This is a genomic window from Paenibacillus sp. MABNR03, from assembly GCF_050455445.1.
Lineage (GTDB): Bacteria > Bacillota > Bacilli > Paenibacillales > Paenibacillaceae > Paenibacillus > Paenibacillus xylanilyticus.
Genome location: NZ_JBCIYR010000002.1, coordinates 1,057,025 through 1,082,927, shown reverse-complemented (window position 1 = coordinate 1,082,927; position 25,903 = coordinate 1,057,025). Strand labels below are relative to the sequence as shown.

The following is a 25,903-nucleotide window of genomic DNA, read 5'->3' as shown; positions in this document are numbered from 1 at the left end:
ACGCAAGATTCGATGTCGAGTTCGCTTCATGGGCTACTTCGTGATCAATTGAGGACTTTTTGGACTACCTCTAAGTGCAAATGCTTACTTCTTGATCCAGTGCATCATCTCACGCAATTGTCCGCCAACCACTTCGATTGGGTGTTCAGCTTCGTTGCGGCGAGTTGCTGTCAGGAAAGCACGACCGGATTGGTTTTCCAGGATGAAGTCACGTGCGAATTTACCTTGTTGGATATCAGAAAGAACTTCTTTCATTGCTTTCTTCGTATCTTCAGTCACAACGCGAGGTCCAGTTACATAGTCACCGTACTCAGCTGTGTTACTGATGGAATCGCGCATGCTAGCCAGTCCACCTTCATACATCAGGTCAACGATCAGTTTCAATTCGTGCAGACACTCGAAGTATGCCATTTCAGGAGCGTAACCCGCTTCTGTCAATGTTTCGAAACCAGCTTTTACCAGGGCACTTACACCGCCACACAGAACAGCTTGCTCACCGAACAGGTCTGTTTCTGTTTCTTCACGGAAGGACGTTTCGATAACGCCTGCACGTGTGCAGCCGATACCTTTTGCGTAAGCAAGACCGATGTCTTTTGCTTTACCAGTTGCATCCTGCTCGATCGCGATCAGGCCTGGTACACCGAATCCTTCCACATAGGTACGACGTACCATGTGGCCAGGGGACTTAGGAGCTACCAGCAGAACATCGCTGTCTTTTGGAGCAACGATTTGACCGAAATGAACGTTGAAACCGTGAGAGAAGAGCAATGCTGCGCCTTTTTTCAGGTTTGGTTCGATTTCGTTTTTGTATACAGAAGCTTGCGTTTCATCAGGGAGCAAGATTTGAACCACATCTGCACGGCTAGTTGCTTCAGCCGGGGACAATACTTCGAATCCGTCGTTTTTCGCAGTGTCAAACGATTTACCTTCACGAAGTCCGATGACTACGTTCAAGCCGCTGTCACGCAAGTTTTGTGCTTGGGCGTGGCCCTGGCTACCGTAACCAATTACGGCGATCGTTTTTCCTTTCAATACGCTAAGCTCTGCATCCTGTTCATAATAAGTAGTTACTGGCATGTTTATAAGTCCTCCTTTGTATTGTAAAGAACCCTTCATTAATGAGCGGGTGTCTCAAGGGACCGGCATGCTGGTTGTTCCAGCAACTCGGGTCTGATCCGATCCGTTCAGACACCCGCCCTTTAAAGCGGGGGTGTAGCTATCTTTTCAAGCGTTACATCACTAAAATGTCGACTTGCAGCAGATGCAGGACTACGATGTCATTCAAGAATCAGTCGAAGTATGTTGGTACTGCTTCTTTTCGCACCCTTGTCACTTTCCCGATATGCATATTAGACCATACATTTAGATCTATTGGCAATTATACGTTGCCACGTACCAGTGCAGTTACTCCAGTCCGCGACAGTTCGCGAATGCCATAAGGCTTAAGCAATTCGATCATGGCATCAATTTTGTCGGTATCCCCAACCACCTGAACCATCAGACTGCTTGGACCAATGTCTACAACTGACGCGCGGAACGTTTCTACCACACCCATAATTTCAGGACGCTCAGAAGGTTCTGCTTTTACTTTAATCAATGCGAGTTCACGGGCGACCATCGGCTTAAGGCTGAAATCCACCACTTTGATTACGTCAATGATTTTGTAGAGCTGCTTCTCAATCTGTTCCAGCGTTTTGTCGTCACCAATGGTGACAATGACCATACGCGACAAACCCGCTTCTTCCGACTGGCCTACCGTAATACTCTCAATGTTGAATCCACGTCGACCGAACAATCCGGATACCCGCTGCAGGACGCCAGGCTGATCGTTGACCAAAATCGAAATCGTATGTCTAATCATTCCTCAGCATCCCCCATCAGCATTTGATCAATTGTTGCTCCTTGCGGAACCATTGGATATACATTTTCTTCTTTGCGTACAACAAATTCTACAACGACCGGTCCCGGTGTATCCAGCGCTTCCTGCCATGCCCGTTCAGCTTCTTCCTTGTTCGTGGCACGCAGTCCTTTAACACCATATGCTTCAGCCAGTTTTACAAAATCCGGGCTTCCCGCAAGATCGATGTGGCTGTAACGATTCTCATAGATGATTTCCTGCCATTGACGAACCATTCCAAGCACCTGGTTGTTGATAATGACAATTTTGACCGGAATGTTATTAATCGCGCAGATTGCCAGTTCCTGTGAACACATCTGCATTCCGCCATCACCGTTAATTGAGATTACCAGTCTGTCAGGATTCGCCATCTGTGCACCGATTGCCGAAGGGAATCCAAAGCCCATTGTTCCCAGACCGCCAGAGGTTACCCATGAACGCGGTTGATTGAACTTGTAATATTGCGCTGCCCACATCTGATGCTGACCAACGTCTGTGGTAACGATTGCCTCACCTTTGGTTGTATCATTCAACAGTTCAACAACCCACTGCGGCTTCAACTCGTCTTCGGAATCTGTATAACTGTAAGGTTTCTCTTGTTTCCATTGCTTGATCTGGTCTCTCCAAGCATCCGCACGCTCTGCACGCTGCACTTCCTTGTTCGCTATTTCGAGTACCGTCTTCACATCACCAACGATCGGGATGTCTGTTGCAATGTTTTTGCCAATCTCCGCCGGGTCAATATCGATGTGTACAATTTTGGCATGTGGCGCAAAACCGTCCAGTTTACCCGTAACCCGGTCATCGAAACGTGCTCCGATGTTAATCAGCAAATCCGCTTGTTGAATCGCCTGATTCGATGTGTATGTTCCGTGCATACCCGGCATTCCTGTCCAAAGTTCATGTCCGCTTGGGAATGCTCCGAGTCCAAGCAGCGTTGTCGTAATTGGAATGCCCGTTTTTTCAACAAATTCGAACAGCTCTTCGTGTCCACCCGAGTAAACAACCCCGCCACCTGCAAGAATCATCGGACGTTCTGCTTCCTGAATCGCTTGAGCCAGACGATCAACCTGAAGCTTGTTGGGAACCGTCCGAGGGTTATAACCTCTCAGCGTAACCGGTTCAGTGATTGGTTCAAACAACGTTTTGTTGGCTGATACATCCTTCGGAATGTCGATTAACACCGGACCTTTACGGCCTGTATTCGCGATATGGAATGCCTCATGAATGACACGCGGCAGATCTTTAACGTCTTTTACCAGGTAGCTGTGTTTGGTAATTGGCATTGTAATACCGGTGATATCCGCTTCCTGGAAAGCATCCGAGCCGATCAGGCTGGAAATGACGTTACCCGTAATAACTACGAGTGGTACGGAATCCATATAAGCCGTTGCAATACCGGTTACCAGATTCGTCGCACCCGGACCGGAGGTAGCAATACAAACCCCCACTTTGCCGCTCGCACGTGCATATCCGTCTGCTGCATGAATGGCTCCTTGTTCGTGACGTGTTAATACGTGTTTGAAATCCTCAAAACCATACATGGCATCGTAAATGTACAACACTGCACCACCTGGATAACCGAAGACGCACTCTACGCCTTCCAGCAACAAGCTTCTTAGCAGAATTTCGGATCCGCTAATGACCTCCGGCTTCATCCATTTTTCACGTAATTCATCTGTTGATCGTACTTCTGGAATTTGAGCTCCCATCAGTCATCCTCCTCTCGGAATTTACACCATTCTGACATTTGAAGTTACAAAAAAAACCTTTCATCCCTGCAAACAAGTTAATGCTTGCGAGGGACGAAAGGTTGTTGCTTCCGTGGTACCACCCAACTTTGTCCGAAATTTCGCAATAACGGACCTTACCAGGTACAAAAAACGATAGATCAAACGGACACAGCCGTTTTCCATACCTGTTGTCTGTAACGCAGACATACGATTTTCCCTAATACGCAGATGGAGTGACATCCAGTGCTTTTCAGGAAAACAGCTCCGAGGTGAGCTCGTATATAAGGGATTATGGTGGTGGTTTCAGCAGATCCAGCCACTCTCTGAGCAAAAGAGCCCTTAAAACTTCGTCCTCTTCATAGCCGATTAAATATTCTCGTTAAATGTTAGGAACATTATATGATTCCTCTAACCGATAAGTCAATACCTGATTCAGATAAAAATTTTAAACTTCTTCCATCACACTTCTTCGCTTCTTAACGTATCCCCATTCCCTGCACTTCATACAGTCACCTTTTCTCTTGCTGCAGGCATAGGATATACGAGCAGCACGACTGGTCCTGAAAGGAGAATACGCATGGTGATTCGGCAACGCAAATCGAGGCTGGATGATGGGGCCATCATGAGTTTAATTGACTCACAACTTGTTCCTCTTTCCCATATGAGTACAAATGAAATCAACAAAATCCGCAAAGAGATACCCCTGCGAATGAACAGGGGCATGACCTTTGTGATCTCGCCGGAACAGAATAAAGAGGCTGTTGCTTTTGTTCATTTTCTCATGCATGGCGAGCTATTATATGTGGATATGATGGCTGTGGCTACGAAGGAGCAGCGCAAACGGTACGGGCAGACTTTGCTGCAAAAGGCCGAAAACTTCGCTGCATCGCGGGGCTGTAAGAGATCCAAAGTGATGGTCGACGAAGGCAACATGAAGGGACTGCAATTTTATCAAAAAAATGGTTACAGTACCGTTCGTTATATTATGATAAGCCGCTGTTACGAGATGGAAAAAACATTGTAGAATGGCCTAGAAAAACCCTGGTGGACGTGGACCCGGACCATAAGGGCCGAATCCAGGGCCAGGGCCAAAGCCGCCGCCAGGTCCATATCCCGGTCCGTAGCCTGGACCATATCCAGGGCCATGTTTCGGTCCAGGTCCATATCCGGGACCGAATCCAGGGCCAGGACCATAAGCATAAGGCAGTGTAGCAATAGCGAGCAGATCAAACAATACCAGTGGCAAAATAGCTTTTGTGCGCACTTTTTTACCATCCATGCGCTTTAGCACTAATTTATTGCCGGATACTTTCAACAGCTTTCCCGTTACCCGAGTGCCGTCTTTTTTCACCGCAACGATATTTTTGCCTATGAATTTCACCGCTTCACGACGCGTAACATGTTGTTTCATACTTTCCCCTCCTCCTCGGATCATTCAAAACAGTGTATTCGTCCAAGACCTGCTTCGCCTGTTTCTTTGTCCCTACTAAAAAATATGGGTATTCTACCTAACACTCTGATTTGAGAAAATAGCTTGTTAGAAAGCAAAAAAAGGGCCCGCACGCAGCGGACCCTTTTCTCTGTAAAACTTGTTAAAAAATTTAATCGATTGCTTGTCTTACCTTTTCCCCGGATCGTATGGTTCGCCGAGTGCAGACGGAGCAGAAGAACGCCCGACTGCCGCGATAAGCACGATAATCGTGAGAAGATATGGCAGCATATAAATAATTTCCTGGGGAATACTTTGAGACCATTCGAACAACTGCACATAATTTCGGATCGCTTGTGAAAATCCAAAGAATACAGCAGCACCGAAAGCTCCGATTGGATTCCATTTACCAAATATCATGGCTGCAATTGCAATGTATCCTTGACCGGAAACCGTATTATGTGAAAACGTGCCTGTTGTTGTCAGTGTGATAGCAGCACCACCAATAGCCGCAAGTGCACCACTGATCATTACGCCAACATAGCGATAGCGACGAACCTTCACACCTACAGTGTCGGCTGCACTCGGGTGTTCACCCACAGAACGCAGACGAAGTCCAAATGGCGTTTTGAAGAGTACATAATACGTCAGGAACACTAGAATAATCGCCAAATATGTTGTTGGGTAGACGTTCTTAAACAACGCTTCTCCGAGCAAAGGAATATCCTTCAGGAGCGGCACATCAAATTTGCTGAAGCCCTGTACCAAAGGCGAGTCTCCTGAACCTTCGAACAGCAATTTAACCAAATATAGCGTACTTCCTGCTGCCAGGAAGTTGATAACAATACCACTGATAATCTGGTCTGCCTTAAACGTAATCGACGCAACGGCGTGAATAAGAGATACCAGCACGCCCAATGCCACAGCAACCAAAACACCCATCCAGGCAGATGTTGTACCACCCATACCTGCTTCTTGGGCATAGTGCGCCCCGATCCCGGCTGCAAATGCACCGAAGACCATAAAACCTTCGAGTCCCAGGTTAGTTACACCGGATTTTTCTGAGAATATCCCGCCAAGGGAAGCAAAAATCAATGCGGTAGCAAAGACAAGCGTCGTATTGATAATTTGCCCAATTGTCAACAAGTCCATCTACAACACCTTCTCTTTCTTGCGCTTGGAATAGAACGGTTTAAGTACCCAGCGCACGATGCCTTGTGCCGCAATGAAGAAGATAATCGATCCAATTACAATCCGAATAATCTCCGGCGGTACGTCCGCAGCAAAACTCATACCAGCAGATCCATAGGTAAGCGTACCAAACAACAACGCTCCCAGGAGCACACCAAACGGATGGTTCAAACCAATCAAGGCAACGGCAATGCCGTCAAAACCTGTTCCTGGAGATCCCGACATTACTGTCTGGTACTGGAATACGCCAAGCACCTGGAAAGCTCCACCAAGACCTGCAAGCATACCACTGATAAACATAGCTTTTACGATATTACGATTGACATGCATACCTGCATATTCAGCCGCATTCGGGTTGTAACCTACAGCACGGATTTCATATCCTTGCTTGGTTTTCCACATATAGATATAAAAGAGCACAGCCATAACCAGGGCGATCAATGTTCCCATGTGAACACGGGAATTGCCCATGAGTTCGGATAACCAAGTCAAACTGATAGAAGCTGATTCACTGATATCGACTGAACGGTTCTCCCCTTGAAGCAGCAAAAACTGGCGTACAATCAGGTTAGCCAAATACAGACCGATCCAGTTCAGCATAATACTGCTGATAACTTCGTTCACTCCGCGAGCGGCCTTCAAATAACCCGCAATCGCTGCCCACAGACCACCGAATACTGCACCAGCAATCAGTGCCAGTGGAGCATGAATATAGATCGGAAGACCTGCGAATTTAACCCCCACAAATGTAGCTGCTGTCATACCAACGAGAAATTGTCCTTCCCCACCGATATTAAACAGTCCCGCACGGGACGCAAAGGCAAACGCAAGACCGGTCATGATGAGTGGCGTCATCTCACGTACGGCTTCTCCGAAGTTGTACATGTCACCAAAGACCTTTTTAAACAGTGCGCCATATGCTTCAATGGGGTTGTATCCTCCAATTAGCATGACGATACCGCCCAAGATCAATCCCATAAGGATCGCAACAATAGGCAGAATAAAGGAATCACGGGTAAACCATTTCAATACTTTACTCATGTACAGTACCTCTCTTTTGGGTGCTGCCCGCCATCATCAAGCCGAGCTCCCTGTCATTCGTTTCTTCCGGCAGCACCTCACCGACGATCTGGCCCTCATAAATGACAGCAATCCGATCCGAAACGTTAATAATTTCATCGAGCTCGAAGGAAATGAGCAGTACCGCCTTTCCTTGGTCACGCTGAGCAATCAACTGTTTCTGGACAAACTCAATAGCACCTACGTCCAAGCCACGCGTTGGCTGAGCCGCAATAAGCAGTTCCGGGTTCTTATCGACTTCCCGTGCAATGATTGCCTTCTGCTGGTTACCCCCTGACAAAGAACGTGCTTTCGTTTCAATGCTAGGTGTCCGCACATCAAACGCCTCAACAAGACGCTTTGCCTGCTTTTTAATCGCATCGAAATTAAGGAATCCTTTACGCGTGTAAGGAGATTTATAATAAGATTCCAAAACGATATTTTCACTGACAGAGAAATCCAGAACCAATCCGTGTTTATGTCTGTCTTCCGGGATATGACCTACTCCCGATTCCGAAATATGACGCGGCGAATGGTTGGACAATTCTTTCCCTTGCAGACGGATTGATCCGCTATCTACCTTACGCAATCCGGTCAGGGCTTCAATCAGTTCACTCTGCCCGTTACCATCAACGCCCGCGATGCCCAAAATTTCACCTGCACGAACATTCAGATTCAGTTCATTCAGGACGGAAATACCTTCTTTGTTCTTGGCAGTCAGTTTACTGACTTCAAGCACGTTGGCTCCAGGTGTAGCCGGTTTTTTATCCACCTTGAACGTAACATTACGCCCAACCATTTTTTCGGCAAGCTCATTGGGATTCGTTTCCGACGTCTTTACAGAATCGATCACTTTTCCGCGACGAATAATGGTGACCGTATCGGAGATCTCCATGATTTCTTTCAGCTTATGCGTAATCAAAATGATGGATTTGCCTTCGGCGACGAGCTTTTTCATGATGACCATCAGTTCCTTGATCTCCTGAGGAGTCAGAACAGCCGTTGGTTCATCAAAGATCAGGATGTCAGCACCGCGGTACAACGTTTTTACAATTTCAACGCGCTGCTGCATGCCGACAGAAATATCATGAATTTTGGCATGCGGATTCACTTTGAGTCCGTATTGCTCGGATAAACGCTGCACTTCGGCAGCCGCTTTTTTATAGTTAATGTTGAGACCTTTCGTTGGTTCAGATCCCAAAATAATGTTCTCTGTTACCGTGAACGGCTGTACAAGCTTAAAGTGCTGATGCACCATGCCGATACCCAGTTCGATTGCTTTGTTAGGGCTGTCGATCATGACAGGCTTGCCATTCACTTCAATGGAACCTTCATCTGGCTGATAGAGACCAAATACAATATTCATCAACGTTGACTTACCAGCGCCGTTTTCGCCCAGCAGGGCATGAATCTCGCCTTTACGAAGCTGAAGGCTGATGGCGTCGTTGGCAACAATGCCTGGAAAACGCTTCGTGATTTGTTTTAACTCAACGACGGGGGTTGCTGCACCCATGTAATCACCCTTATAACTGATATAGTGTGGTTCCGTAAACGTAAGAAAAACGTCCTATCGACGTATGTTCAAGGGAAAAGACCGCGATTGCGGTTATTTTTCTTGAGATTATCGAATCCATTCAGCTCAGCTGAAACGTATAAATTCCATAATCTTAAGAAAAGCTCCTTACGGAGCATATTGCTAAAACATTGATTCTGCATTTGGAAGGTTTCCAACAAGCATCTTATAAAACAACGTACAAATGTTATGATGGCCTGAGCAAATTTTCCTATCCTGACAATCATAAGGCCGGTCAAGACCGGCCCTGTGATTATTCAATTCGCAGGCGAATTACTCTGTAGGTACTTTGATTTCGCCGTTGATGATTTTTTCTTTGTATTCGTCTACTTTAGCAAGGATGTCAGCAGAAACATTTTTTGTAGAAGTATCAGCAATACCTACACCGTTCTCTTTCAGAGTCAGGTTTTCGGAACCGCCAGCAAATGTACCGTCGATAACTTCTTGGTTTACTTTCTTAACTGCTTCGTCAACTTTTTTGATCATGGAAGTCAGGGTAACATCGTCACCGAACTCAAGGGATTGGTCTTTGTCCACACCGATTACCCAAACATCTTGTCCTTGTTTTTTACGGGCAATAGCTTCGTTGAACACGCCGTTACCTGTAGCACCGGAAGAGTGGAAAATGATATCCGCGCCTTGGTTGTAGATTGTAGCAGCTGCTGCTTTACCAAGGTCTGGTTTGTCGAATGCACCTGTATAGTTGGAGATCAACTCAGCGTCAGGGTTAACTGCTTTAACGCCTTCTCTGAAACCAACTTCAAATTTCTTGATCAGTGGGCTGTCCATTCCGCCAACAAAACCGATTTTGTTCGTTTTTGTAGTCAGACCGGCAACAACGCCAACCAAGAAGGAACCTTGCTCTTCAGCAAATGTTACGGATTTAACGTTAGGAGAATCAACGACACTGTCGATGATCGCCAGTTTGGAATCAGGGTTTTGGTCAGCAACCGTTTTGATTGCATCAGCCAATTGGAAACCGATACCCCAAGTCAGGTCATATCCGCCTTTAACGAACTCGTTCAGGTTAGGAATGTACTCTTCATCAGATTTACTTTGCAGGTATTTTACAGCAGTACCTGTTTCAGTTTCAGTTGCCTGCAGGGCTTCCCAAGCGGATTGGTTAAAGGATTTGTCGTTTACGCCACCTACGTCAGTAACCATACCGATCTGCAAATCGGATTTTGCTTCAGTGGATTCTCCACCTGTAGTTCCTCCGGCATTTGTTTCTTCCTTCGGTTTGCTTCCGCAACCTGCGAGCATTACCGAAACTGCCAGCAACATGACCAAAGACAAGCTGAGCATCTTTTTCATTTCTCTTGTTCCCCCTTAATGATATATACCTAATTCCTACCCAGGTCGATAGTGAACGATGAACAGATGTCAGATATCATTTTCAAGCGGAATGTATGGTTTCTTCGACATAAAGAGCACATTCACGTCTTAACTTTACCGGATCATCAGCCGAAAAACCGAACATTATGACTAGGAGAGAAATGTTTAGGACTTGCCTACTAGAGGTGATTATACATTCAACCAGTGTTAAAATCCAGATGTTTCATGACCAAAAATCACATATTTTTAGTCTTTTATTGTTGAAAACGCTTAAAATTTTAGCGGTTTAACACACTAACGTTACAACGATGTGATGTTATATAACAAAATTATACCATCATTATCACCAATAACCAGTAACTCCTAGTTTTCATTTGCATTATATGACCGTTCGGTTTTTATGTATCTGCCAGTGGTCTGATAGCTGTCAACCGCATCCAATCTAAGTTTGTCCTCTCGGACCACACTGTATTCGTCCGGCGCTTTCTGGCGTGAAAAAAGCCGCCATAAGGTACGGCGGCTTGCATAATACAATTTAAGCGTTGATTTTGCCTTTAGCTACAGTAGCCAAAGAGTTGAACGCATTGATGTCGTTAACGGCCAGATCAGCCAACATTTTGCGGTTCATGTCCACTCCAGCAAGTTTCAATCCATGGATCAGTTTGTTGTAAGACAAACCGTTTTGACGTGCTGCTGCGTTAATACGAACGATCCACAGTCTGCGGAAGTTACGTTTTGTGTTGCGACGGTCACGGTATGCGTAAACCAGGGATTTCATTACTTGCTCGTTAGCTGTTTTAAAAATGCGGTGTTTGGAACCGAAATAACCTCTAGCCAGTTTCAAAACCTTTTTATGACGACGACGTACTACAAAACCGCCTTTTACTCTTGCCATATTAAAGAACCTCCCAAATAAATATAAATGTATCCGTGGTATGTGTACGGCCGTAGCCGATCCCCCATACGGAATGTACTAATTTTAAATTTAGCCTTTCAAGTTAGCCAAACCTTGTTTCAAACGTCTTACGTCCCCGGCTGCCATTACTGGGTTACCGTTCAGAACGCGCTTAGCACGTTTGGATTTGTGGGAAAGCAAGTGGTTTTTGTGTGCTTTGTAACGAAGGACTTTACCGGAACCGGTAATTTTGAAGCGTCCTTTCAAACTGCTGTGTGTTTTCATTTTAGGCATTTTGTGTTTCCTCCTTCAATGTTATCAGGCTTTAGGAGCCAGAATCATGATCATACTGCGGCCTTCCAGTTTCGGTTGACGTTCGATGGTGCAGAGTTCTGCAACCTCCACCTTAACGCGCTCCAGAATCCGTTGACCAATGGCGGCATGCGCAATTTCACGTCCGCGATAACGAACAGAACATTTAACCTTGTCGCCTTCTTTTAAAAACTTAACTACATTACGAAGCTTCGTTTGATAATCGTGCTCCTCAATATTGGAACGGAACCATACTTCTTTAATGTCAACAATTTTCTGGTTCTTACGGGCTTCTTTGTCTTTCTTTTGCTGCTCATAGCGGAACTTGCCATAGTCCATGATGCGGCACACCGGCGGTTTAGCCTGTGGTGCCACATTGACCAGATCCAAGTTCAGATCAATCGCCATTTGCAGTGCTTCCCGAATGGGCTTGATCCCAATTTGTTCTCCTTCAGCTCCGACAAGGCGTACTTCCTTCGCCCGAATCTCATCATTAATCATGTGATCTTTACTAATAACCGTCCACCTCCAGGTCATTTTGAATACTGTTAAACAAAAATAAAAGGGATGCCGGTCAAGCTACCGACATCCCTGTAATCAACACAATTCTTCATGAGTATACACTTCATAAATTATTGGGATCGTTGACCAGCCAACGTGAATGTTGGTCAGGTGAGAAGTCGGACTTCTGCTTGTGATTCCATCACTATTCATTTAACGCACTTGAATACTATACCATCATTGTTGACTATAGTCAACACCTTTTAAACAATTTCCTTAAAAACATTGGTTTCTTAACCATTTACCATTCTATCCCTGCTTGCTCTGCACCTCATCCAAACGTACAACACGCGTATGCTGGGTATGGCTCCATTGCTTGTTGTTCTGCGTGAAGAACGCATAGAACGTAATTGGATACCAAGATAACAGATAAATCGGGAACACAATCAGATACAGATACACTTTCGCAAAAGTAACCTTCTCCAGTGCCATCGACAGCAGGAACGTGAGAATGTTCAAACCGATGGCAACGAATCCTACCCATAATGGGAAGTAACCGTAGATGTTGGCGATGTGCGGACCACTGAATATGGCAGTATCAACCCACATAACAGCTGTCATCAGGAAGGTCAGCAATACAACGTATACGTTCGCTCCATATACTGCAAGGTCAAATTTGACCAAACTTCTTTCCTTGATACTTTGCCACAGCAGCGGGAAGAAATATCTCCGCGCAACCGTAAAGTGGCCTTGCATCCAGCGCAGACGCTGTCTGGCCGAAGCTTTGAATGTCAAAGGCTTTTCATCGAATACTTTTGCATCATAGTTAAATACGGGATATACGTTACGCTGCACACTGCGCATCGTAAACTCCAAGTCCTCAACCAGGCTCGTAGCGCCCCAACCGATTTCCTTCAGCAAGTTCGTTTCAAAGCACATACCTGTACCGCCAAGGAAGTTGGCCATGTTCAGGTTGTGACGGGACAATTGCCACAAACGGTTGATGTACCAGTACGATACGCCATAAGCTGCAGTAATCCAGGAATCCTCCGGATTTTTCGTATCGATATAACCTTGAATAACACGCGAACCGTTGCACAAGTCGTTATTCATCTCAAGCAAGAAATTGCGATCAACCAGGTTATCGGCATCAAACATCACAACGGCGTCGTACTGACGCGGCAATTTCCACAGATACTTAAGCATCCATTCAATCGCGTAGCCTTTACCTCTCAGGTCGGCGTTTGTACGCACGCATGCATTCAAGCCATGTTCTCTGACGATCTGAGCCGTACCATCCGTACAGTTATCGCAGATAACAAATACATCGTACAGATCTTCCGGATAATCGAGTTGTTTCAGGTTTTCCATCAACGCACCAATGACCTGTTCTTCATTGTGCGCTGCAACGAGTACAGCGAATGACTTTGTCGCAGGATAATGTTTCTTTTTCTTTTTCTTATACAGACCGAACAGCGAAAACGTGAATTGGTACACGGCTAGCAGTGCCAATATGACCTGCATCGTGACGAATATAGCGTCCAACATCGTTCTCTGTTACCCCCTTTTTTTCAAACCCTGTTTACTTTAGCGTTTCTCTACCTGATTCTGCATCTTTGTTTTTTTGTAATGTGCAGAATATGACCCTGGTCTTTTGTTTATTACGCATGTGTTTCAAGCATGGTTGCTACCAATTTGGCTGCTTTATCGATTTTGGATGCTTTTCAGCCATTTGTCAAAACCGCAATTTCACTTCCTGAAGCAGAAATGTGAACATTAAACGCTGAATTGGCACTTCGTGATACTGCACCCTCGCATTCATGCCTGTTATATCTTATTTTCAGCCGTTTGCTTGATTTTTATTTCTAAAGTCCCTGCTTTTTTCATTACCCAGTACTGTCCAACCAGAGGCTTTACCTAAATAACGCAAACAGGCACCAAAAAGTTCAATATAAAACTCACATTTTTTTAACCTCATTTCAGCCATGTTGAATCATTGTATCTTTTTTAGCTCGTCCGAGTCAAAAAGTTAAGTTGGATGATTAACCACTCTTTAACATGAATTTTACGTTGTTCACATGTCTTCTTCTTGAAAAGGACAACATTTAAAAATATGATAAACATATACCTGAAATAACCTGAACTTCACGAAAAACGGTTATATAGTAATCAGGACAACACCGGACACAGGAAACATACCGGAAATACTGCCGCCAATTCGGGCGGCCTGACTGGCAGGAGGCCAATATGAGCCGTTTATTCGTTAAGTTTCAAGAGTACGATCGCAACGTGTTTATGTGGATTAATGGTCGACTTCATAATCGATTTATGAATTTTTGGCTGTATTATCTCACCCATCTGGGCGGAGCAACCTTTTCTATTGCTGTATCCTTATTGGTATGGCTGCTCGCTCCAGCTCCTTGGAATACGACAGGTCTTCAGGCCTGCATCGCACTGGCTGTCAGCCATATTCCCGTGGCGATTGCCAAAAGGCTGTATCCCCGCATCCGGCCTTATCTGGCCATGCCGGATACGATTACATTCCGCAATCCCCTGACGGACCACTCATTTCCTTCAGGTCATACAACCGCTGTCTTCTCAGTAACCGTACCGTTTATGGCTATGGAACCTTATTTGCTGATGCTGCTGCTGCCGGTTGCGCTGATTGTCGGATTCTCCCGAATTTATCTGGGATTGCACTATCCTTCGGATGTGCTCGCAGGGGCTACAATCGGTACTTTAGTCGCACTTGCAACAGTTGCATTATGGACTTAAAGCGGATATGTTAGACTAAGGAAAACCTAGCAGGAACAGGTGAAGCAAGCGTGGAAAAAAAACGAGTATTACTACTATCCGAAGGCTTTGGAGCAGGTCATACGCAAGCTGCCTATGCACTGTCCAGCAGTTTGAGAAAGCTCTCTCCGGAAGTACAAACCAAAGTGCTTGAGCTCGGAAGTTTTCTGAATCCCAGAGTTGCACCACTCATTATTACGGCATACAAAAAAACGGTAACCAACCAACCCAAACTTGTAGGATACGTATACAGGCATCAATATAAAAAGTCATTAAACCGATTGACTACACTGGCGCTGCACAAGCTGTTTTACACTCATACACGCAGCATCGTACGGCAGCTGCGTCCAAATGCCATTGTATGCACACACCCGATTCCGAGTGCCGTCATATCCAGATTGAAGCGTCTGGGGGTTCAAGTGCCGCTCTGCACTGTCATTACAGATTATGACGCTCATGGCACATGGATTAGTCCCGAAGTGGACCTGTATCTGGTATCTACAGATGAGGTAAAGTCCAAACTAATGCTTCGCGGAGTTTCCGCAGACAAAATACGAGTTACAGGCATCCCGGTTCATCCCAACTTCTGGGAACATCCGGGCCGGGATGAGATTCGCAACAAGTTCAACCTGAAAGATATGCCCACCGTTCTTGTTATGGGCGGCGGCTGGGGAATGCTAAGTGACGAAGTTGTTAATAAGCTTCTGACTAGATGGCACAATGATATTCAGATCATTTTCTGTCTCGGACGGAATGACAAAATCCGGATCAGCATGGAACAGAATCCGCAATATCGGAAGGAAAACATTCACATTATCGGTTACACCAAAGAAGTGGACAAATTAATGGAAGTATCCGATCTGCTTATCACTAAGCCCGGTGGAATGACCTGCACCGAAGGTCTTGCCAAAGGCATTCCGATGTTGTTCCATAATCCCATTCCGGGTCAGGAAGAAGAGAATGTTCAATACTTTACAGCTAGAGGACTGGGAGAGCCGATTACTTCCCTTGATGTTGTGGTCAAATGGATGAACAAATTGGTACATAAATATCCCGACATCGTTCGCAAACGCAAACGCCATTTGGCACAGATCGCCAAATATCGTCCGATGGAAAGTGCACAAAGCATCATCGATCTTCTGGATCTGAGGCCATTTCAGCCGGATCAGGCCTGATTGCCATGAATGGACTGCGACAAACAAGCCGTGTGCACATATGCATAGAAAAAAAGGTGCCTTCAATCGAAGGTGCCTTTTTTTGGTCTTTATGGATGCAATAAAATACAAATTACTGTAATGCCTGCCGACTTCGAATACGAAGTACAGAACGGCAGCTCATTGATTGCCCGAAGACAGGCAAAACGTGCGTAGCCAAACAAATCTATACTGACATTGTCAATGAGACAGCAGCATATCCATTTTTTATCACACGAATTACGAACAAAAAAAGCGACACACGAGGCAGACGAATCCTTCCTCACTGTGTCGCTTGTACATTTTTACTCCTGATCGTCTCCGGATTCATCCGAAGCTTCACGTACTTTATACTTGTCCAGACGCATTTGCTGATACTCACGCAGCGCTTCTTCGCCTACGATCACTTCCACACGATGGATGTTCATGCCTTTACCCATGAATTTTTGCTCGTATTCGGTCATGACATGCTCTTCATTCAATCCATCACGGTGAAGGTTGAGGGACAGATTGGTCATTTGCAGACCAAAGTCGGCAATTGCGTTAAGTGAGAACTCGAACAATGTCTCCGAATCGGTTTTGAAATGAATTTGTCCCTTGCTGTTAAGCAATTCCGTGTATTTCTTCAAAAAACGCGGATGCGTCAAACGTCGGCGTGCATGCTTGGCTTTTGGCCATGGATCACTGAAGTTCAAATAAATTCGTTCCAGCTCTCCCGTTTCAAATACATCCTCGATCTGTTCAATGTTCGCCAGTACAAGCTTCACATTGGGCGGGGTTTCCACATCGGCCTGACTCCACGCATTGCGAGCCTTTTCACTTGCCCGGCGCACCAGTTCATCATACATATCAATGCCGATAAAATTGTATTGCGGATATTTATAACTCATTTGGCTGATAAATTGACCTTTACCCATGCCAAATTCAACAAAGATCGGGTGGTCATTGCCAAACAGTTCAGACCATTTCCCCTTGAACTGTTTGGGATCCAGAACAACGAGATCCACTTGCTCCTCCAGATTTTCCCGAATCCCTTTTCTGCCACGTAAACGCATTTTATTCCTCCGTTTGTCCATACTTGTCTCAGACTCATTTTGCCGAAGAACCGGCCAATTGTAAAGAGCAATGAAAAAGGAATCTTCGGATCTGCCACTTGGGGCAAATCTCAAAGATTCCCTCTTCGATTTATTTGGAATTGGGGTCCAACTACTTTAATAGTTCATAGTCTACCTTATCTTGGTGTGAAAAATCAAATGTCTTTTCGAAAGCATTGCGGACTTTTTGTCTTGCAGCCGCTTCCACTTTTGGATTGCCATTGAAACGAACACCTGTCAAGGCCAGTGCCTCTTCTGCCGTCAGTTCTACTGAAACATGATGAAGATTACTGTTTTTAACTTGGGAATTCATTCATATCACCTCACGGTATAGTATGGTCCATGACGTCAATTTTGATTCAAATGCTATGATGAATAGTACCCATTGGATGCTGTCTGACGTTAAGTTAAATATAACACAAGGTGTAAACTTTAGCAAGGGGAAAACCTTGATTTTACAGTCTATTTTTGCGTTCGGATTCCCCTTTTTTTGAGTTTTTTGATACAATGGATAAAGTCCATGGAGACACGGATTTGAGGATCCGTTCTATCACGTGAATAGATAAACACATGTCACTTCCAAGAGGGAATGCGGCAGCCAAAGGAGCACCTTGAAGATGAATGCACCTGCAATACAAACTCCTCTTTCCTGGGGAGATAAACGATTCCATACCTGGAATTATGAGATGCGAAACGAGTTTAACAATAAAGTGTTCAAGGTTATGCTTGACGCGGGATTCACCTGTCCGAACCGTGACGGTTCGATTGCCAAAGGCGGATGTACCTTCTGCAGCGCCCGGGGATCAGGCGATTTTGCCGGCAGCAGACGGGATGATCTGGTCACTCAATTTAATACAATTAGAGATAAACAGCATCTGAAGTGGCCAACGGCCCAATACATCGGTTACTTTCAGGCTTACACGAACACATACGCTCCTGTTGAAGAACTGCGTGAGTATTTTGAAGTCATTTTACAGCAGCCTGGCGTCGTTGGTCTCTCCATCGCCACAAGGCCGGATTGTTTGCCAGATGATGTTGTCGATTACTTGGCCGAACTGAATGAGCGTACATACCTGTGGGTTGAAATGGGGCTTCAAACCATTCACGAGTCCACTTCGACGCTCATTAACCGTGCGCACGATACCAAATGTTATGAAGAAGCGGTTGAGAAGCTGAGGAAACGGAATATTCGCGTTTGTACGCATATCATTTATGGCTTGCCTCAAGAAACGCATGAAATGATGCTGGATACAGGACGTGCTGTAGCCAATATGGACGTGCAAGGCATTAAGATCCATCTGCTGCATCTGATGCGCAAAACGCCAATGGTTAAACAATATGAAGCCGGACTTCTTCGTTTCCTGGAACAGGACGAGTACATTAAACTGATTGTCGATACGCTGGAGATGCTTCCACCGGACATGATTGTGCACCGCCTTACTGGGGATGCTCCGCGTGATTTGCTGATTGGTCCAATGTGGTCCATGAAAAAGTGGGAAGTGCTGAATTCCATTGACCGGGAACTGCGATTACGCGATTCATGGCAGGGTAAATATTGGAGGGGAGCATAAAATGGGATTTCTTTCTGTTCTAAGCTGTGCCCAACAATGGGTATCCTCCCGTTTGCAGCCTGGGGAATATGCGATCGATGCCACAGTAGGGACTGGTGCGGATACACTTTTTTTGGCACAGCAAGTTGGCAAACGCGGCCAGGTGATCGGCTTCGATATTCAAAGTCAAGCGCTGACTCTGGCACAAGCCCGAATTCGCAAACAGGAAGACAGTACGAAGCTCGGCTCCATCTCCTTGATGGAGTTAAGCCATGACCGAATGGCTGAAGCTGTTCCTGAACGATGGCAGGGTGCAGTAGGCGCGATTATGTTTAATTTGGGCTACCTTCCCGCAGAGGGAGCAGACGCCTCCATCATTACTCAAACGGACAGCACGATTGCTGCACTGGAAGCTGCATTGAGTCTATTGAGACCACGCGGCATTATAACTGCAGTATTATACCCTGGCCACGACGGAGGTGCACAGGAAGCAGATGCAGTCGTGGAATGGTGCTCCGCTCTGCCTGTTGACCAGGCGCAAGTGGTAATGTACCGCCAGATGCAGCGGTCATCTTCCCCTTTTCTGATTGGCATTGAGAAAAAGTAATTTCCTTTACTCTCCAAATGCCATAAAATGAACACATTAAAATGCACGACATCGCCGTACATGAATAACGGTCAAGCCTTATTGCCGGTTCGCTTGTCATGACGATGCGTGCTTTACATATTCGTCTGCTGCAACCGTATACAATCGGGAAATGCAACAGGCATGAATTGATTAAATCGATTCACCATTTCATATACTAGAGGAGAGATTACGATGTCTAAGCCATACCCACTGCAATTTCAACCCGAGTTCAAAGAACGTGTATGGGGAGGTCGGGCGCTGGAGCAATTCGGTCTGACACCACCTGAAGGACATATTGGAGAAGGCTGGATGATTGCAGATCATCCCAATGGTACAACCAAAGTCATCAATGGTGCACTTGCTGGCAAAGGCCTGGATGAAGTACGGGAACAGCTGGGAACGGCATGGCTCGGAACGAAAGGCGTATCCGAAAAAGGCGGGCGTTTCCCCCTTCTGATCAAACTGCTTGACTGCAATGACGATCTGTCCGTACAGGTCCATCCTACAGATGATTATGAGGCACTTCCTCCTGGCGAACTGGGTAAAACGGAAATGTGGTATGTGCTTGATGCCAAACCAGGAGCGCACATCATCTATGGTTTGAATGAAGGAGTCGATCGTGCGGTACTGAAGGAAGCACTGGAGAATGGCACGGTAATGGACACACTTCGTCAAGTGCCCGTGGAGGCAGGAGACACCTTCTTTATTCCTGCCGGAACAGTGCATGCGCTGTGTGCAGGAGTTGTCGTTGCCGAAATCCAACAAAATTCGGATACAACTTACCGGATCTATGATTACAATCGTCCAGGACTCGATGGAAAACCACGTGAACTTCATGTTGAAGATTCGTTGAATGTGACTGCCTATGAGGGTGCAGGAGCAACCACAATGAAAACCAATAACGCCACACCAGGCGAATGGCTGAAGCTTGCGGAATGTCCTTATTTTGTCGTCGAAAAAGGGATTGTTACGGATCGCTGGGAACTCTCTACCCATGCTGACAGCTTCACTATTCTTGTGGTTTGTGAAGGTAATGGAACCCTGGAATGGGACAATGATGCACAGGAGAAAATCGAATTAAGCTCGGGACAGTGCTACCTGCTGCCTGCCAATCTGGGTTCTTATACACTGGACGGCAATACAACCGTTCTTCGTTCTTATCTACCTTAATCAACCAGTGAAGGAGGGGTTACACGATGCAGGAATCTACTTTTGCCCTTGTGGGTAATGATGGTACCCGTATTCATGTCTACCGCTGGCTTCCCGATCCGGAATGCAAAATCAAAGGTATTGTACAAATTGCTCACGGCATGGCTGAGACCGCAGCACGATATGAGGAATTCGCAAAGTGTCTCACCAGCCACGGGTATGCTGTCTATGCCAATGACCACCGAGGACATGGAAAATCTGTGGAAAGCCCGAAACTGCTTGGCAATGCCGGAGTTGATGCTTTCCGCTGGATGGCAAGTGATATGATTAACCTCGGCGAGGTTGCTGCCAAGGAGCATCCGGGTGTTCCTTTGTGTCTCATGGGGCATAGTATGGGATCGTTCTTGGTGCAGCATTTGATGTATGCAGGCCATGAGCCTTATCACGCTTTCATTTTGTCCGGAACCAATGGGAAACGCAACTTTCTCCGTTTTGGTGAAAAACTTGCTGTTATGCAATGTGGTATTCAGGGTGCCACGCATCCGAGTATGCTGCTCAATGCCATTGTATTCGGCGGATTTAATCGTGCCTTCCGTCCGGCAAACACACCTTTTGATTGGCTATCGCGAGATGCAGACGAAGTCAAACGATTTATCGACGATCCATTATGCGGGGCCATCTGTACCGCCGGATTCTTTCGTGACTTTTTCAAGCTGCTGCTGGAAATTCATATGCCCGAGAATATGGAGCGAATCCCAAAAGATAAACCGGTGTACCTCTTCTCCGGGGAACAGGACCCGGTGGGATTGCATGGTAAAGGCGTCCATAACCTGGTCGCCCAATATAGGCAGCTTCAACTTCATGATGTGGAGTACAGCCTGTATCCTGATGGACGCCATGAGATGCTGCACGAAACCAATCGTGAAGAAGTATGCTTGCATGTGGTGGACTGGCTAGAGCGTCATATGCCGGCTTTCGGTCAAGACAGCCCTCCTGAGTTTAATGAGGTTATCGCTGATTCTGTATAATGTTCTTCATCATATCTATACAAACGAAAAGCCCCTACCGATGAGTACAGCTTATGCTGCGCTTCCGTAGGGGCTTTCACTTTCACAAATCTATAATGATAGCTGTTTATGTTTCAATCGAGTTACCCTTCAATTAACAGGGATTCCGGATCTTCCAGCAGTTCCTTCACTGTGACAAGGAAACGCACTGCCTCGCTTCCGTCGATAATACGGTGATCGTACGACAATGCGATATACATCATTGGACGGTTTTCCATCCGCTCTGCATCAATCGCAACAGGACGAAGCTGAATCTTATGCATCCCGAGAATACCTACTTGAGGTGTATTCAGGATCGGGGTCGACAACAGGGAGCCAAATGTTCCGCCGTTAGTAATCGTGAATGTACCACCTTGCAGATCGGAAAGCGCAAGTGAGTTCGAGCGCGCTTTGGAAGCTAAGTCCGCAATGCTCTTTTCAATCTCGGCAAAGCCCAGACGGTCTGCATCACGAACGACAGGAACAACAAGACCTTCCTTGGCAGATACCGCGATTCCGATATCATAATACTTTTTGAGGACAACATCTTCCCCATCAATCTCAGCATTGATCGTTGGGAATTTTTTCAGTGCCCCAACAACTGCTTTGGTGAAGAAAGACATGAATCCAAGACCAATATCGTGTTTCTCCTTGAACTTGTCCTTACGACGCTTACGAACATCCATGATCGCAGTCATGTCTACTTCGTTAAAAGTTGTCAGCATCGCCGCAGTTTGCTGTGCTTCAACCAAACGCTTCGCAATCGTAGCCCGGCGACGAGACATGCGTTGACGTTCTACCGGTTTCGCATAGGTCGATCCTCCAGCTGCAGGAGCACTTGCTGGTGCTGCCGGGGCTTGGCTTACGGGAGCTGGCGTCGGAGCGGGTGCCTGCGTGCTATGACTTTTCACGTCTTCCTGGTATACACGTCCAATCGGATCCTTGCTCTGAACCTGATCAAGCTCAATGCCACGCTCGCGAGCAAGCTTGCGTGCCGCCGGTGACGCTGTTTTGGTTCCGTTATCGGAAGATTCCGTTGCTACAGCAGCAGGAGCCGGAGGTGCTGCTACCGCTACTGCTTCCGGTGCTGACACCGCTGCCTGTTTCTGTTCTGCTGCGGGCTCAGAAGCGGATGCTCCGCTTCCTCCTCCAGTTCCAGCGCCGAGCGTACCAATCGTTTCTCCGATTTCAACAGTCTCGCCTTCCTGACGAATGATTTTCTCGAGTACTCCGCTCTCTTCCGCACTGATTTCGATATTGACCTTATCTGTTTCCAGTTCCAGAAGAACGTCGCCCTGATTCACGGTTTCCCCTTCTTTGACAAGCCATCTGGAAACCGTTCCTTCGGTAATTGATTCACCCATTGCAGGTACTTTAATTTCACTCACAGCTGTTACCTCCCCAGTGGAATATTATTCTTCGTCGTTTGCTTCAACGCGGATGTAATAATCAGTTGCTGCTCCATGCTATGCACACTTTGATAACCGCTGGAAGGACTCGCGTGCTCCGGACGGCCTTCATATTTCACGGTTGTTCCTTCCGGTGCAATGGCACGCAAGCGAGGTTCCATGTATGTCCAGGCTCCCATGTTTTTGTTCTCTTCCTGAACCCAAACCAGTTCTTTCAGATTGCTGAAACGTGAAAGTACACGCTTGATTTCTTCCGCCGGGAAAGGATACAGCTGTTCAACACGGATAATATGAAGCCAGGACCAGTCTGATTTGTCTTTCTCAAAAGCATCCTCGAGATCAATGGCGATTTTACCACTGCACAAAATGATGCGTTCAACGCGATCCGGTTTGGCTCCCAACCCAGCTTGCTCCAGTACAGGCTCAAACTTGCCTTCGCTAAATGCTGCAGCGGGTGACGCCACACGCGGATTGCGAATGAGGCTTTTCGGCGACATCAATACCAGTGGACGTGCATCTTCCGTTTCTGTCAACGATGCCTGACGACGCAGCAGATGGAAGTACTGGGATGCACTCGTCAAATTGGCAACCGTCATATTATCTTCTGCACAGAGCTGCAGGAAACGTTCGAGACGGGCACTTGTATGCTCAGGTCCCTGTCCCTCGTTTGCGTGAGGAAGCAGCATGACCAGACTCGATTTTTGAGACCATTTGGCACGGCCAGCGGATACAAATTGGTCAAAAATAACCTGCGCACAGTTGGCAAAATCACCAAATTGAGCTTCCCAGATGACAAGCGTATCCGGGGAATATACATTGTATCCATACTCGAATCCAAGCACCGATTCCTCAGACAATGGACTGTTGTAGATCGCAAATGCCGCACGTGCTTGCGGCAAGTGATGCAGCGGGCAGAACGTCGTGCCGTTCTCTGAATCATGCAATACCAGGTTCCGATGAGCAAATGTTGCACGCTCTGCATCCTGTCCGCTGATCCGGATAGGCTTGCCATCAGCGAGGATCGTAGCAAAAGCAAGTGTCTCGGCAAGACTCCAGTCCACTTTTTCACCCTCGTTCAGGGCAGTGCTGCGACGCTGAAGGATACGCTGCAACTTCGGATACACATTGAAGTTCTCTGGCCATTTCAGCAGATCGGCATTGATGCTCCGCAGATTCTCCAGCGGTACTGCTGTTGGAATAAGAGACACTGCCTCCGGCTGACTGGCTTTCAATTGGGATTGTTCATGAACTTCGTTTTTCTTCATTTGTTCGTAAGCTTCTTTTAGGCGGCCCGTCACCGCATCACGTATGCTATTAATGGATGTGTCATCGATAACCGACTCCTGTTTGAGGTGGTCCTGATACAGATGACTCACTGTAGGGTGATTCTTCACTTTTTCATATACTTTCGGTTGCGTTGTTTCCGGATCGTCTGTTTCATTGTGACCGTAGCGACGGTAACCGATCAGATCAATCAGGAAATCCTTCTTGAACTTGTTGCGATACTCTGCTGCCATACGAATAGCTGCGATACATGCTTCCGGATTATCCGCATTTACATGGACAATCGGAATCTCGTAGCCTTTGGCGAGGTCACTCGCGTAATACGTGGAACGGGAATCACTGCTATCCGTTGTAAAACCGAGGCGGTTGTTCACGATAATGTGTATTGTTCCGCCATTTTGGTAGCCCGGAAGTGCTTTGAAATTAAGTGTTTCCGCCACAATGCCTTCACCAGGGAAAGCCGCGTCACCATGCATAAGAATCGTCGCTGCTTTTGTTACGTCCTGTTTCGGATATCCCGGATCACGCCGATCATCCTGTGCAGCGCGAGCAAAACCTTGAACTACAGGGTTCACGTATTCAAGGTGACTTGGGTTATTAGCCAACGTCAGACGAGCCTGTACTGCTTCGCCATCTTTCACAAAACGATTCGCACCGAGATGATATTTGACATCCCCCGTCCATCCGTAGTTGATTCCAGTCGATCCTTCTGACGGAACCAGATCCTTGTTCGGGGAATGATGAAATTCAGAGAAAATTTTGCTATACGGTTTGCCCAGTACATGAGCCAGTACGTTCAGGCGACCACGGTGGGCCATCCCCATCAAAATGTGACTCGAGCCTGCTTGCGCCATAATGCGTACCGCTTCATCCAGCATCGGTACAAGCACATCGTTCCCTTCGATGGAGAAGCGCTTTTGTCCCACAAATGTTTTGTGAAGGAAATCCTCGAACTGCTCCACCTCAACCAGACGTTCCAGCAATGCCTTCCGTTCCTCCTGATCCAACGGTGCAGGAGACGTGCGGGATTCCGCACGACGGTTAAGCCACTCACGTTCATGCACTTCATGAACATGGCTGAATTCATATGCCATCGGTCCAGTATAGATCTGACGCAAACGCTGAATTGCATCCCAGCCGTTTGTGGTCTGTCCATCCGCACCTTCCCAAATCAGGGAAGCGGGCAGTGCTTTCAAATCTTCTTCATTTAATTCAAAATGCTTCGGTTCCAATAAAGATGTATCTGAATCTTCACTTATGCCAAGCGGGTCAATATCCGCGGCAAGGTGTCCATACGTTCGAATATTCCAAACCAGTTTCCCGGCTGTAACCGCTTTCTGTAATAACTGAATATCCACGCTCCCGGAAGCCGTTTGGGCGTTGCCGGAATAAGTGGCTGTATGTGCATCTCTGCCGGGCATCGGCGGAGCACCCCATTGTTCAAATAAATCCCGATATGCCGGTGTAACCGAATTAGGGTCTTGAGAGAATAATTCATATTGTTCCTGTACGTATCCCAGATTGGGTCCATAGTAACTTTCCCAGGGCTTCTTGTTGCCTTCCTCGATCGTCATCGACGTTCCCTCCGTCTTGATTTAGTCGTGTTTTTTGACGGAAATCATTGACTAAGCCGTAATTTGCGTTCGTTCAACATTTTAAGCGAAATTTTTCATGAAGTCCAATCATCGTGCTGTTGGAGGTAAATTACGTTGTTTCGACGCTCCCGTCAAGGTTTGTCTGCGTTTTCAATAACATAATAAACAATAATTGTATATACCGTCGCACAGATGTCGAATACTGTCCGGATCCGTTCGAGGGTTACACCTAGCTCA

General features: G+C 46.5%; 23 protein-coding genes. 7 read left to right on the top strand and 16 right to left on the bottom strand.

Annotation, left to right across the window (positions count from 1 at the left end):
• Positions 1–84 precede the first annotated feature (84 nt).
• The 3 genes from ilvC to ilvB all read right to left on the bottom strand — a co-directional run bounded on the left by ilvC (position 85) and on the right by ilvB (position 3,609).
• Positions 85–1,077, bottom strand: a complete 993-nt coding sequence (gene ilvC / locus AAIH57_RS13755; RefSeq protein WP_095288327.1) for a ketol-acid reductoisomerase — start codon at positions 1,075–1,077, stop codon at positions 85–87.
• 301 nt (positions 1,078–1,378) lie between these two features.
• The gene (gene ilvN, locus AAIH57_RS13750; protein WP_095288328.1) at positions 1,379–1,861 is read right to left on the bottom strand and encodes an acetolactate synthase small subunit; all 483 of its coding nucleotides are present in this window, start codon (positions 1,859–1,861) and stop codon (positions 1,379–1,381) included.
• Positions 1,858–3,609, bottom strand: a complete 1,752-nt coding sequence (ilvB, locus tag AAIH57_RS13745) for a biosynthetic-type acetolactate synthase large subunit (RefSeq protein ID WP_175399494.1) — start codon at positions 3,607–3,609, stop codon at positions 1,858–1,860. Before ilvB ends, ilvN begins: the two co-directional genes overlap by 4 nt.
• 601 nt (positions 3,610–4,210) lie before the next feature.
• Between ilvB and AAIH57_RS13740 the strand changes: the two genes are divergently transcribed.
• Positions 4,211–4,654 carry a GNAT family N-acetyltransferase gene (locus AAIH57_RS13740; protein WP_430022155.1) on the top strand — a complete coding sequence of 148 codons (444 nt, stop codon included), beginning with the start codon at positions 4,211–4,213 and terminating at the stop codon, positions 4,652–4,654.
• 6 nt (positions 4,655–4,660) lie between these two features.
• Here AAIH57_RS13740 and AAIH57_RS13735 read toward each other — a convergent pair whose 3' ends face one another.
• The 9 genes from AAIH57_RS13735 to AAIH57_RS13695 form a co-directional block, all read right to left on the bottom strand.
• The gene (locus tag AAIH57_RS13735) at positions 4,661–5,041 is read right to left on the bottom strand and encodes a hypothetical protein (RefSeq protein ID WP_175399493.1); all 381 of its coding nucleotides are present in this window, start codon (positions 5,039–5,041) and stop codon (positions 4,661–4,663) included.
• Positions 5,042–5,248: 207 nt separating this feature from the next.
• Positions 5,249–6,211 carry an ABC transporter permease gene (locus tag AAIH57_RS13730; RefSeq protein WP_175399492.1) on the bottom strand — a complete coding sequence of 321 codons (963 nt, stop codon included), beginning with the start codon at positions 6,209–6,211 and terminating at the stop codon, positions 5,249–5,251.
• A complete protein-coding gene (locus AAIH57_RS13725; RefSeq protein WP_095359125.1) occupies positions 6,212–7,291 on the bottom strand; it encodes an ABC transporter permease in 1,080 nt (359 codons plus the stop codon).
• Positions 7,284–8,822, bottom strand: coding sequence for an ABC transporter ATP-binding protein (locus tag AAIH57_RS13720; RefSeq protein WP_175399491.1), 1,539 nt, complete (start codon positions 8,820–8,822; stop codon positions 7,284–7,286). The genes AAIH57_RS13725 and AAIH57_RS13720 overlap by 8 nt, the downstream gene beginning before the upstream one ends.
• A 333-nt stretch (positions 8,823–9,155) precedes the next feature.
• Entirely contained in the window at positions 9,156–10,196 is a 1,041-nt protein-coding gene (locus AAIH57_RS13715) for a BMP family lipoprotein (protein ID WP_175399490.1), read from the bottom strand.
• Between the two features lie 556 nt (positions 10,197–10,752).
• Positions 10,753–11,112 carry a 50S ribosomal protein L20 gene (gene rplT / locus AAIH57_RS13710; RefSeq protein WP_095288335.1) on the bottom strand — a complete coding sequence of 120 codons (360 nt, stop codon included), beginning with the start codon at positions 11,110–11,112 and terminating at the stop codon, positions 10,753–10,755.
• A 90-nt stretch (positions 11,113–11,202) separates the two neighbouring features.
• The gene (gene rpmI, locus AAIH57_RS13705; RefSeq protein WP_017689665.1) at positions 11,203–11,406 is read right to left on the bottom strand and encodes a 50S ribosomal protein L35; all 204 of its coding nucleotides are present in this window, start codon (positions 11,404–11,406) and stop codon (positions 11,203–11,205) included.
• A gap of 24 nt (positions 11,407–11,430) precedes the next feature.
• On the bottom strand, positions 11,431–11,925 hold the full coding sequence (gene infC, locus AAIH57_RS13700; protein ID WP_110821116.1) for a translation initiation factor IF-3: 495 nt from the start codon (positions 11,923–11,925) through the stop codon (positions 11,431–11,433).
• A 309-nt stretch (positions 11,926–12,234) separates the two neighbouring features.
• Positions 12,235–13,473, bottom strand: a complete 1,239-nt coding sequence (locus AAIH57_RS13695; RefSeq protein ID WP_193722149.1) for a glycosyltransferase family 2 protein — start codon at positions 13,471–13,473, stop codon at positions 12,235–12,237.
• A 699-nt stretch (positions 13,474–14,172) separates the two neighbouring features.
• Between AAIH57_RS13695 and AAIH57_RS13690 the strand changes: the two genes are divergently transcribed.
• Both AAIH57_RS13690 and AAIH57_RS13685 read left to right on the top strand, forming a co-directional pair.
• Positions 14,173–14,700: a phosphatase PAP2 family protein gene (locus tag AAIH57_RS13690; protein ID WP_175399488.1), complete on the top strand. Its 528-nt coding sequence runs from the start codon at positions 14,173–14,175 to the stop codon at positions 14,698–14,700.
• A 50-nt stretch (positions 14,701–14,750) separates the two neighbouring features.
• Positions 14,751–15,893 (top strand): MGDG synthase family glycosyltransferase, encoded by a 1,143-nt coding sequence (locus tag AAIH57_RS13685; protein WP_430021991.1) that lies wholly within the window; start codon positions 14,751–14,753, stop codon positions 15,891–15,893.
• A gap of 323 nt (positions 15,894–16,216) precedes the next feature.
• Here the strand turns inward: AAIH57_RS13685 and trmB are convergent, their stop codons facing one another.
• Positions 16,217–16,966 (bottom strand): tRNA (guanosine(46)-N7)-methyltransferase TrmB, encoded by a 750-nt coding sequence (gene trmB, locus AAIH57_RS13680; RefSeq protein WP_430021990.1) that lies wholly within the window; start codon positions 16,964–16,966, stop codon positions 16,217–16,219.
• 151 nt (positions 16,967–17,117) lie between these two features.
• The gene (locus AAIH57_RS13675) at positions 17,118–17,318 is read right to left on the bottom strand and encodes a hypothetical protein (RefSeq protein WP_175399485.1); all 201 of its coding nucleotides are present in this window, start codon (positions 17,316–17,318) and stop codon (positions 17,118–17,120) included.
• Positions 17,319–17,622: 304 nt separating this feature from the next.
• Here AAIH57_RS13675 and AAIH57_RS13670 point away from each other — a divergent pair, with 304 nt between their 5' ends.
• From AAIH57_RS13670 to AAIH57_RS13655, 4 genes are all read left to right on the top strand, one after another.
• Entirely contained in the window at positions 17,623–18,576 is a 954-nt protein-coding gene (locus tag AAIH57_RS13670) for a TIGR01212 family radical SAM protein (RefSeq protein WP_175399484.1), read from the top strand.
• Position 18,577: 1 nt separating this feature from the next.
• Positions 18,578–19,162: a class I SAM-dependent methyltransferase gene (locus AAIH57_RS13665; protein WP_430021989.1), complete on the top strand. Its 585-nt coding sequence runs from the start codon at positions 18,578–18,580 to the stop codon at positions 19,160–19,162.
• A gap of 213 nt (positions 19,163–19,375) precedes the next feature.
• On the top strand, positions 19,376–20,353 hold the full coding sequence (locus AAIH57_RS13660; protein ID WP_430021988.1) for a type I phosphomannose isomerase catalytic subunit: 978 nt from the start codon (positions 19,376–19,378) through the stop codon (positions 20,351–20,353).
• Between the two features lie 26 nt (positions 20,354–20,379).
• Positions 20,380–21,360: an alpha/beta fold hydrolase gene (locus AAIH57_RS13655; RefSeq protein ID WP_430021987.1), complete on the top strand. Its 981-nt coding sequence runs from the start codon at positions 20,380–20,382 to the stop codon at positions 21,358–21,360.
• 122 nt (positions 21,361–21,482) lie between these two features.
• Here AAIH57_RS13655 and odhB read toward each other — a convergent pair whose 3' ends face one another.
• Positions 21,483–22,766 carry a 2-oxoglutarate dehydrogenase complex dihydrolipoyllysine-residue succinyltransferase gene (gene odhB / locus AAIH57_RS13650; RefSeq protein WP_430021986.1) on the bottom strand — a complete coding sequence of 428 codons (1,284 nt, stop codon included), beginning with the start codon at positions 22,764–22,766 and terminating at the stop codon, positions 21,483–21,485.
• A gap of 5 nt (positions 22,767–22,771) precedes the next feature.
• The gene (locus tag AAIH57_RS13645) at positions 22,772–25,645 is read right to left on the bottom strand and encodes a 2-oxoglutarate dehydrogenase E1 component (protein WP_430021985.1); all 2,874 of its coding nucleotides are present in this window, start codon (positions 25,643–25,645) and stop codon (positions 22,772–22,774) included.
• Between the last annotated feature and the right edge of the window lie 258 nt (positions 25,646–25,903).

What these genes read in the sequence shown, in the direction of transcription:
- ilvC (WP_095288327.1), bottom strand. Translation starts at nt 1,077, where the DNA reads ATGCCAGTAACTACTTATTATGAACAGGATGCAGAGCTTAGCGTATTG.
- ilvN (WP_095288328.1), bottom strand. Translation starts at nt 1,861, where the DNA reads ATGATTAGACATACGATTTCGATTTTGGTCAACGATCAGCCTGGCGTC.
- ilvB (WP_175399494.1), bottom strand. Translation starts at nt 3,609, where the DNA reads ATGGGAGCTCAAATTCCAGAAGTACGATCAACAGATGAATTACGTGAA.
- AAIH57_RS13735 (WP_175399493.1), bottom strand. Translation starts at nt 5,041, where the DNA reads ATGAAACAACATGTTACGCGTCGTGAAGCGGTGAAATTCATAGGCAAA.
- AAIH57_RS13730 (WP_175399492.1), bottom strand. Translation starts at nt 6,211, where the DNA reads ATGGACTTGTTGACAATTGGGCAAATTATCAATACGACGCTTGTCTTT.
- AAIH57_RS13725 (WP_095359125.1), bottom strand. Translation starts at nt 7,291, where the DNA reads ATGAGTAAAGTATTGAAATGGTTTACCCGTGATTCCTTTATTCTGCCT.
- AAIH57_RS13720 (WP_175399491.1), bottom strand. Translation starts at nt 8,822, where the DNA reads ATGGGTGCAGCAACCCCCGTCGTTGAGTTAAAACAAATCACGAAGCGT.
- AAIH57_RS13715 (WP_175399490.1), bottom strand. Translation starts at nt 10,196, where the DNA reads ATGAAAAAGATGCTCAGCTTGTCTTTGGTCATGTTGCTGGCAGTTTCG.
- rplT (WP_095288335.1), bottom strand. Translation starts at nt 11,112, where the DNA reads ATGGCAAGAGTAAAAGGCGGTTTTGTAGTACGTCGTCGTCATAAAAAG.
- rpmI (WP_017689665.1), bottom strand. Translation starts at nt 11,406, where the DNA reads ATGCCTAAAATGAAAACACACAGCAGTTTGAAAGGACGCTTCAAAATT.
- infC (WP_110821116.1), bottom strand. Translation starts at nt 11,925, where the DNA reads ATGATTAATGATGAGATTCGGGCGAAGGAAGTACGCCTTGTCGGAGCT.
- AAIH57_RS13695 (WP_193722149.1), bottom strand. Translation starts at nt 13,473, where the DNA reads ATGTTGGACGCTATATTCGTCACGATGCAGGTCATATTGGCACTGCTA.
- AAIH57_RS13690 (WP_175399488.1), top strand. Translation starts at nt 14,173, where the DNA reads ATGAGCCGTTTATTCGTTAAGTTTCAAGAGTACGATCGCAACGTGTTT.
- trmB (WP_430021990.1), bottom strand. Translation starts at nt 16,966, where the DNA reads ATGCGTTTACGTGGCAGAAAAGGGATTCGGGAAAATCTGGAGGAGCAA.
- AAIH57_RS13675 (WP_175399485.1), bottom strand. Translation starts at nt 17,318, where the DNA reads ATGAATTCCCAAGTTAAAAACAGTAATCTTCATCATGTTTCAGTAGAA.
- AAIH57_RS13670 (WP_175399484.1), top strand. Translation starts at nt 17,623, where the DNA reads ATGAATGCACCTGCAATACAAACTCCTCTTTCCTGGGGAGATAAACGA.
- AAIH57_RS13665 (WP_430021989.1), top strand. Translation starts at nt 18,578, where the DNA reads ATGGGATTTCTTTCTGTTCTAAGCTGTGCCCAACAATGGGTATCCTCC.
- AAIH57_RS13660 (WP_430021988.1), top strand. Translation starts at nt 19,376, where the DNA reads ATGTCTAAGCCATACCCACTGCAATTTCAACCCGAGTTCAAAGAACGT.
- AAIH57_RS13655 (WP_430021987.1), top strand. Translation starts at nt 20,380, where the DNA reads ATGCAGGAATCTACTTTTGCCCTTGTGGGTAATGATGGTACCCGTATT.
- AAIH57_RS13645 (WP_430021985.1), bottom strand. Translation starts at nt 25,645, where the DNA reads ATGACGATCGAGGAAGGCAACAAGAAGCCCTGGGAAAGTTACTATGGA.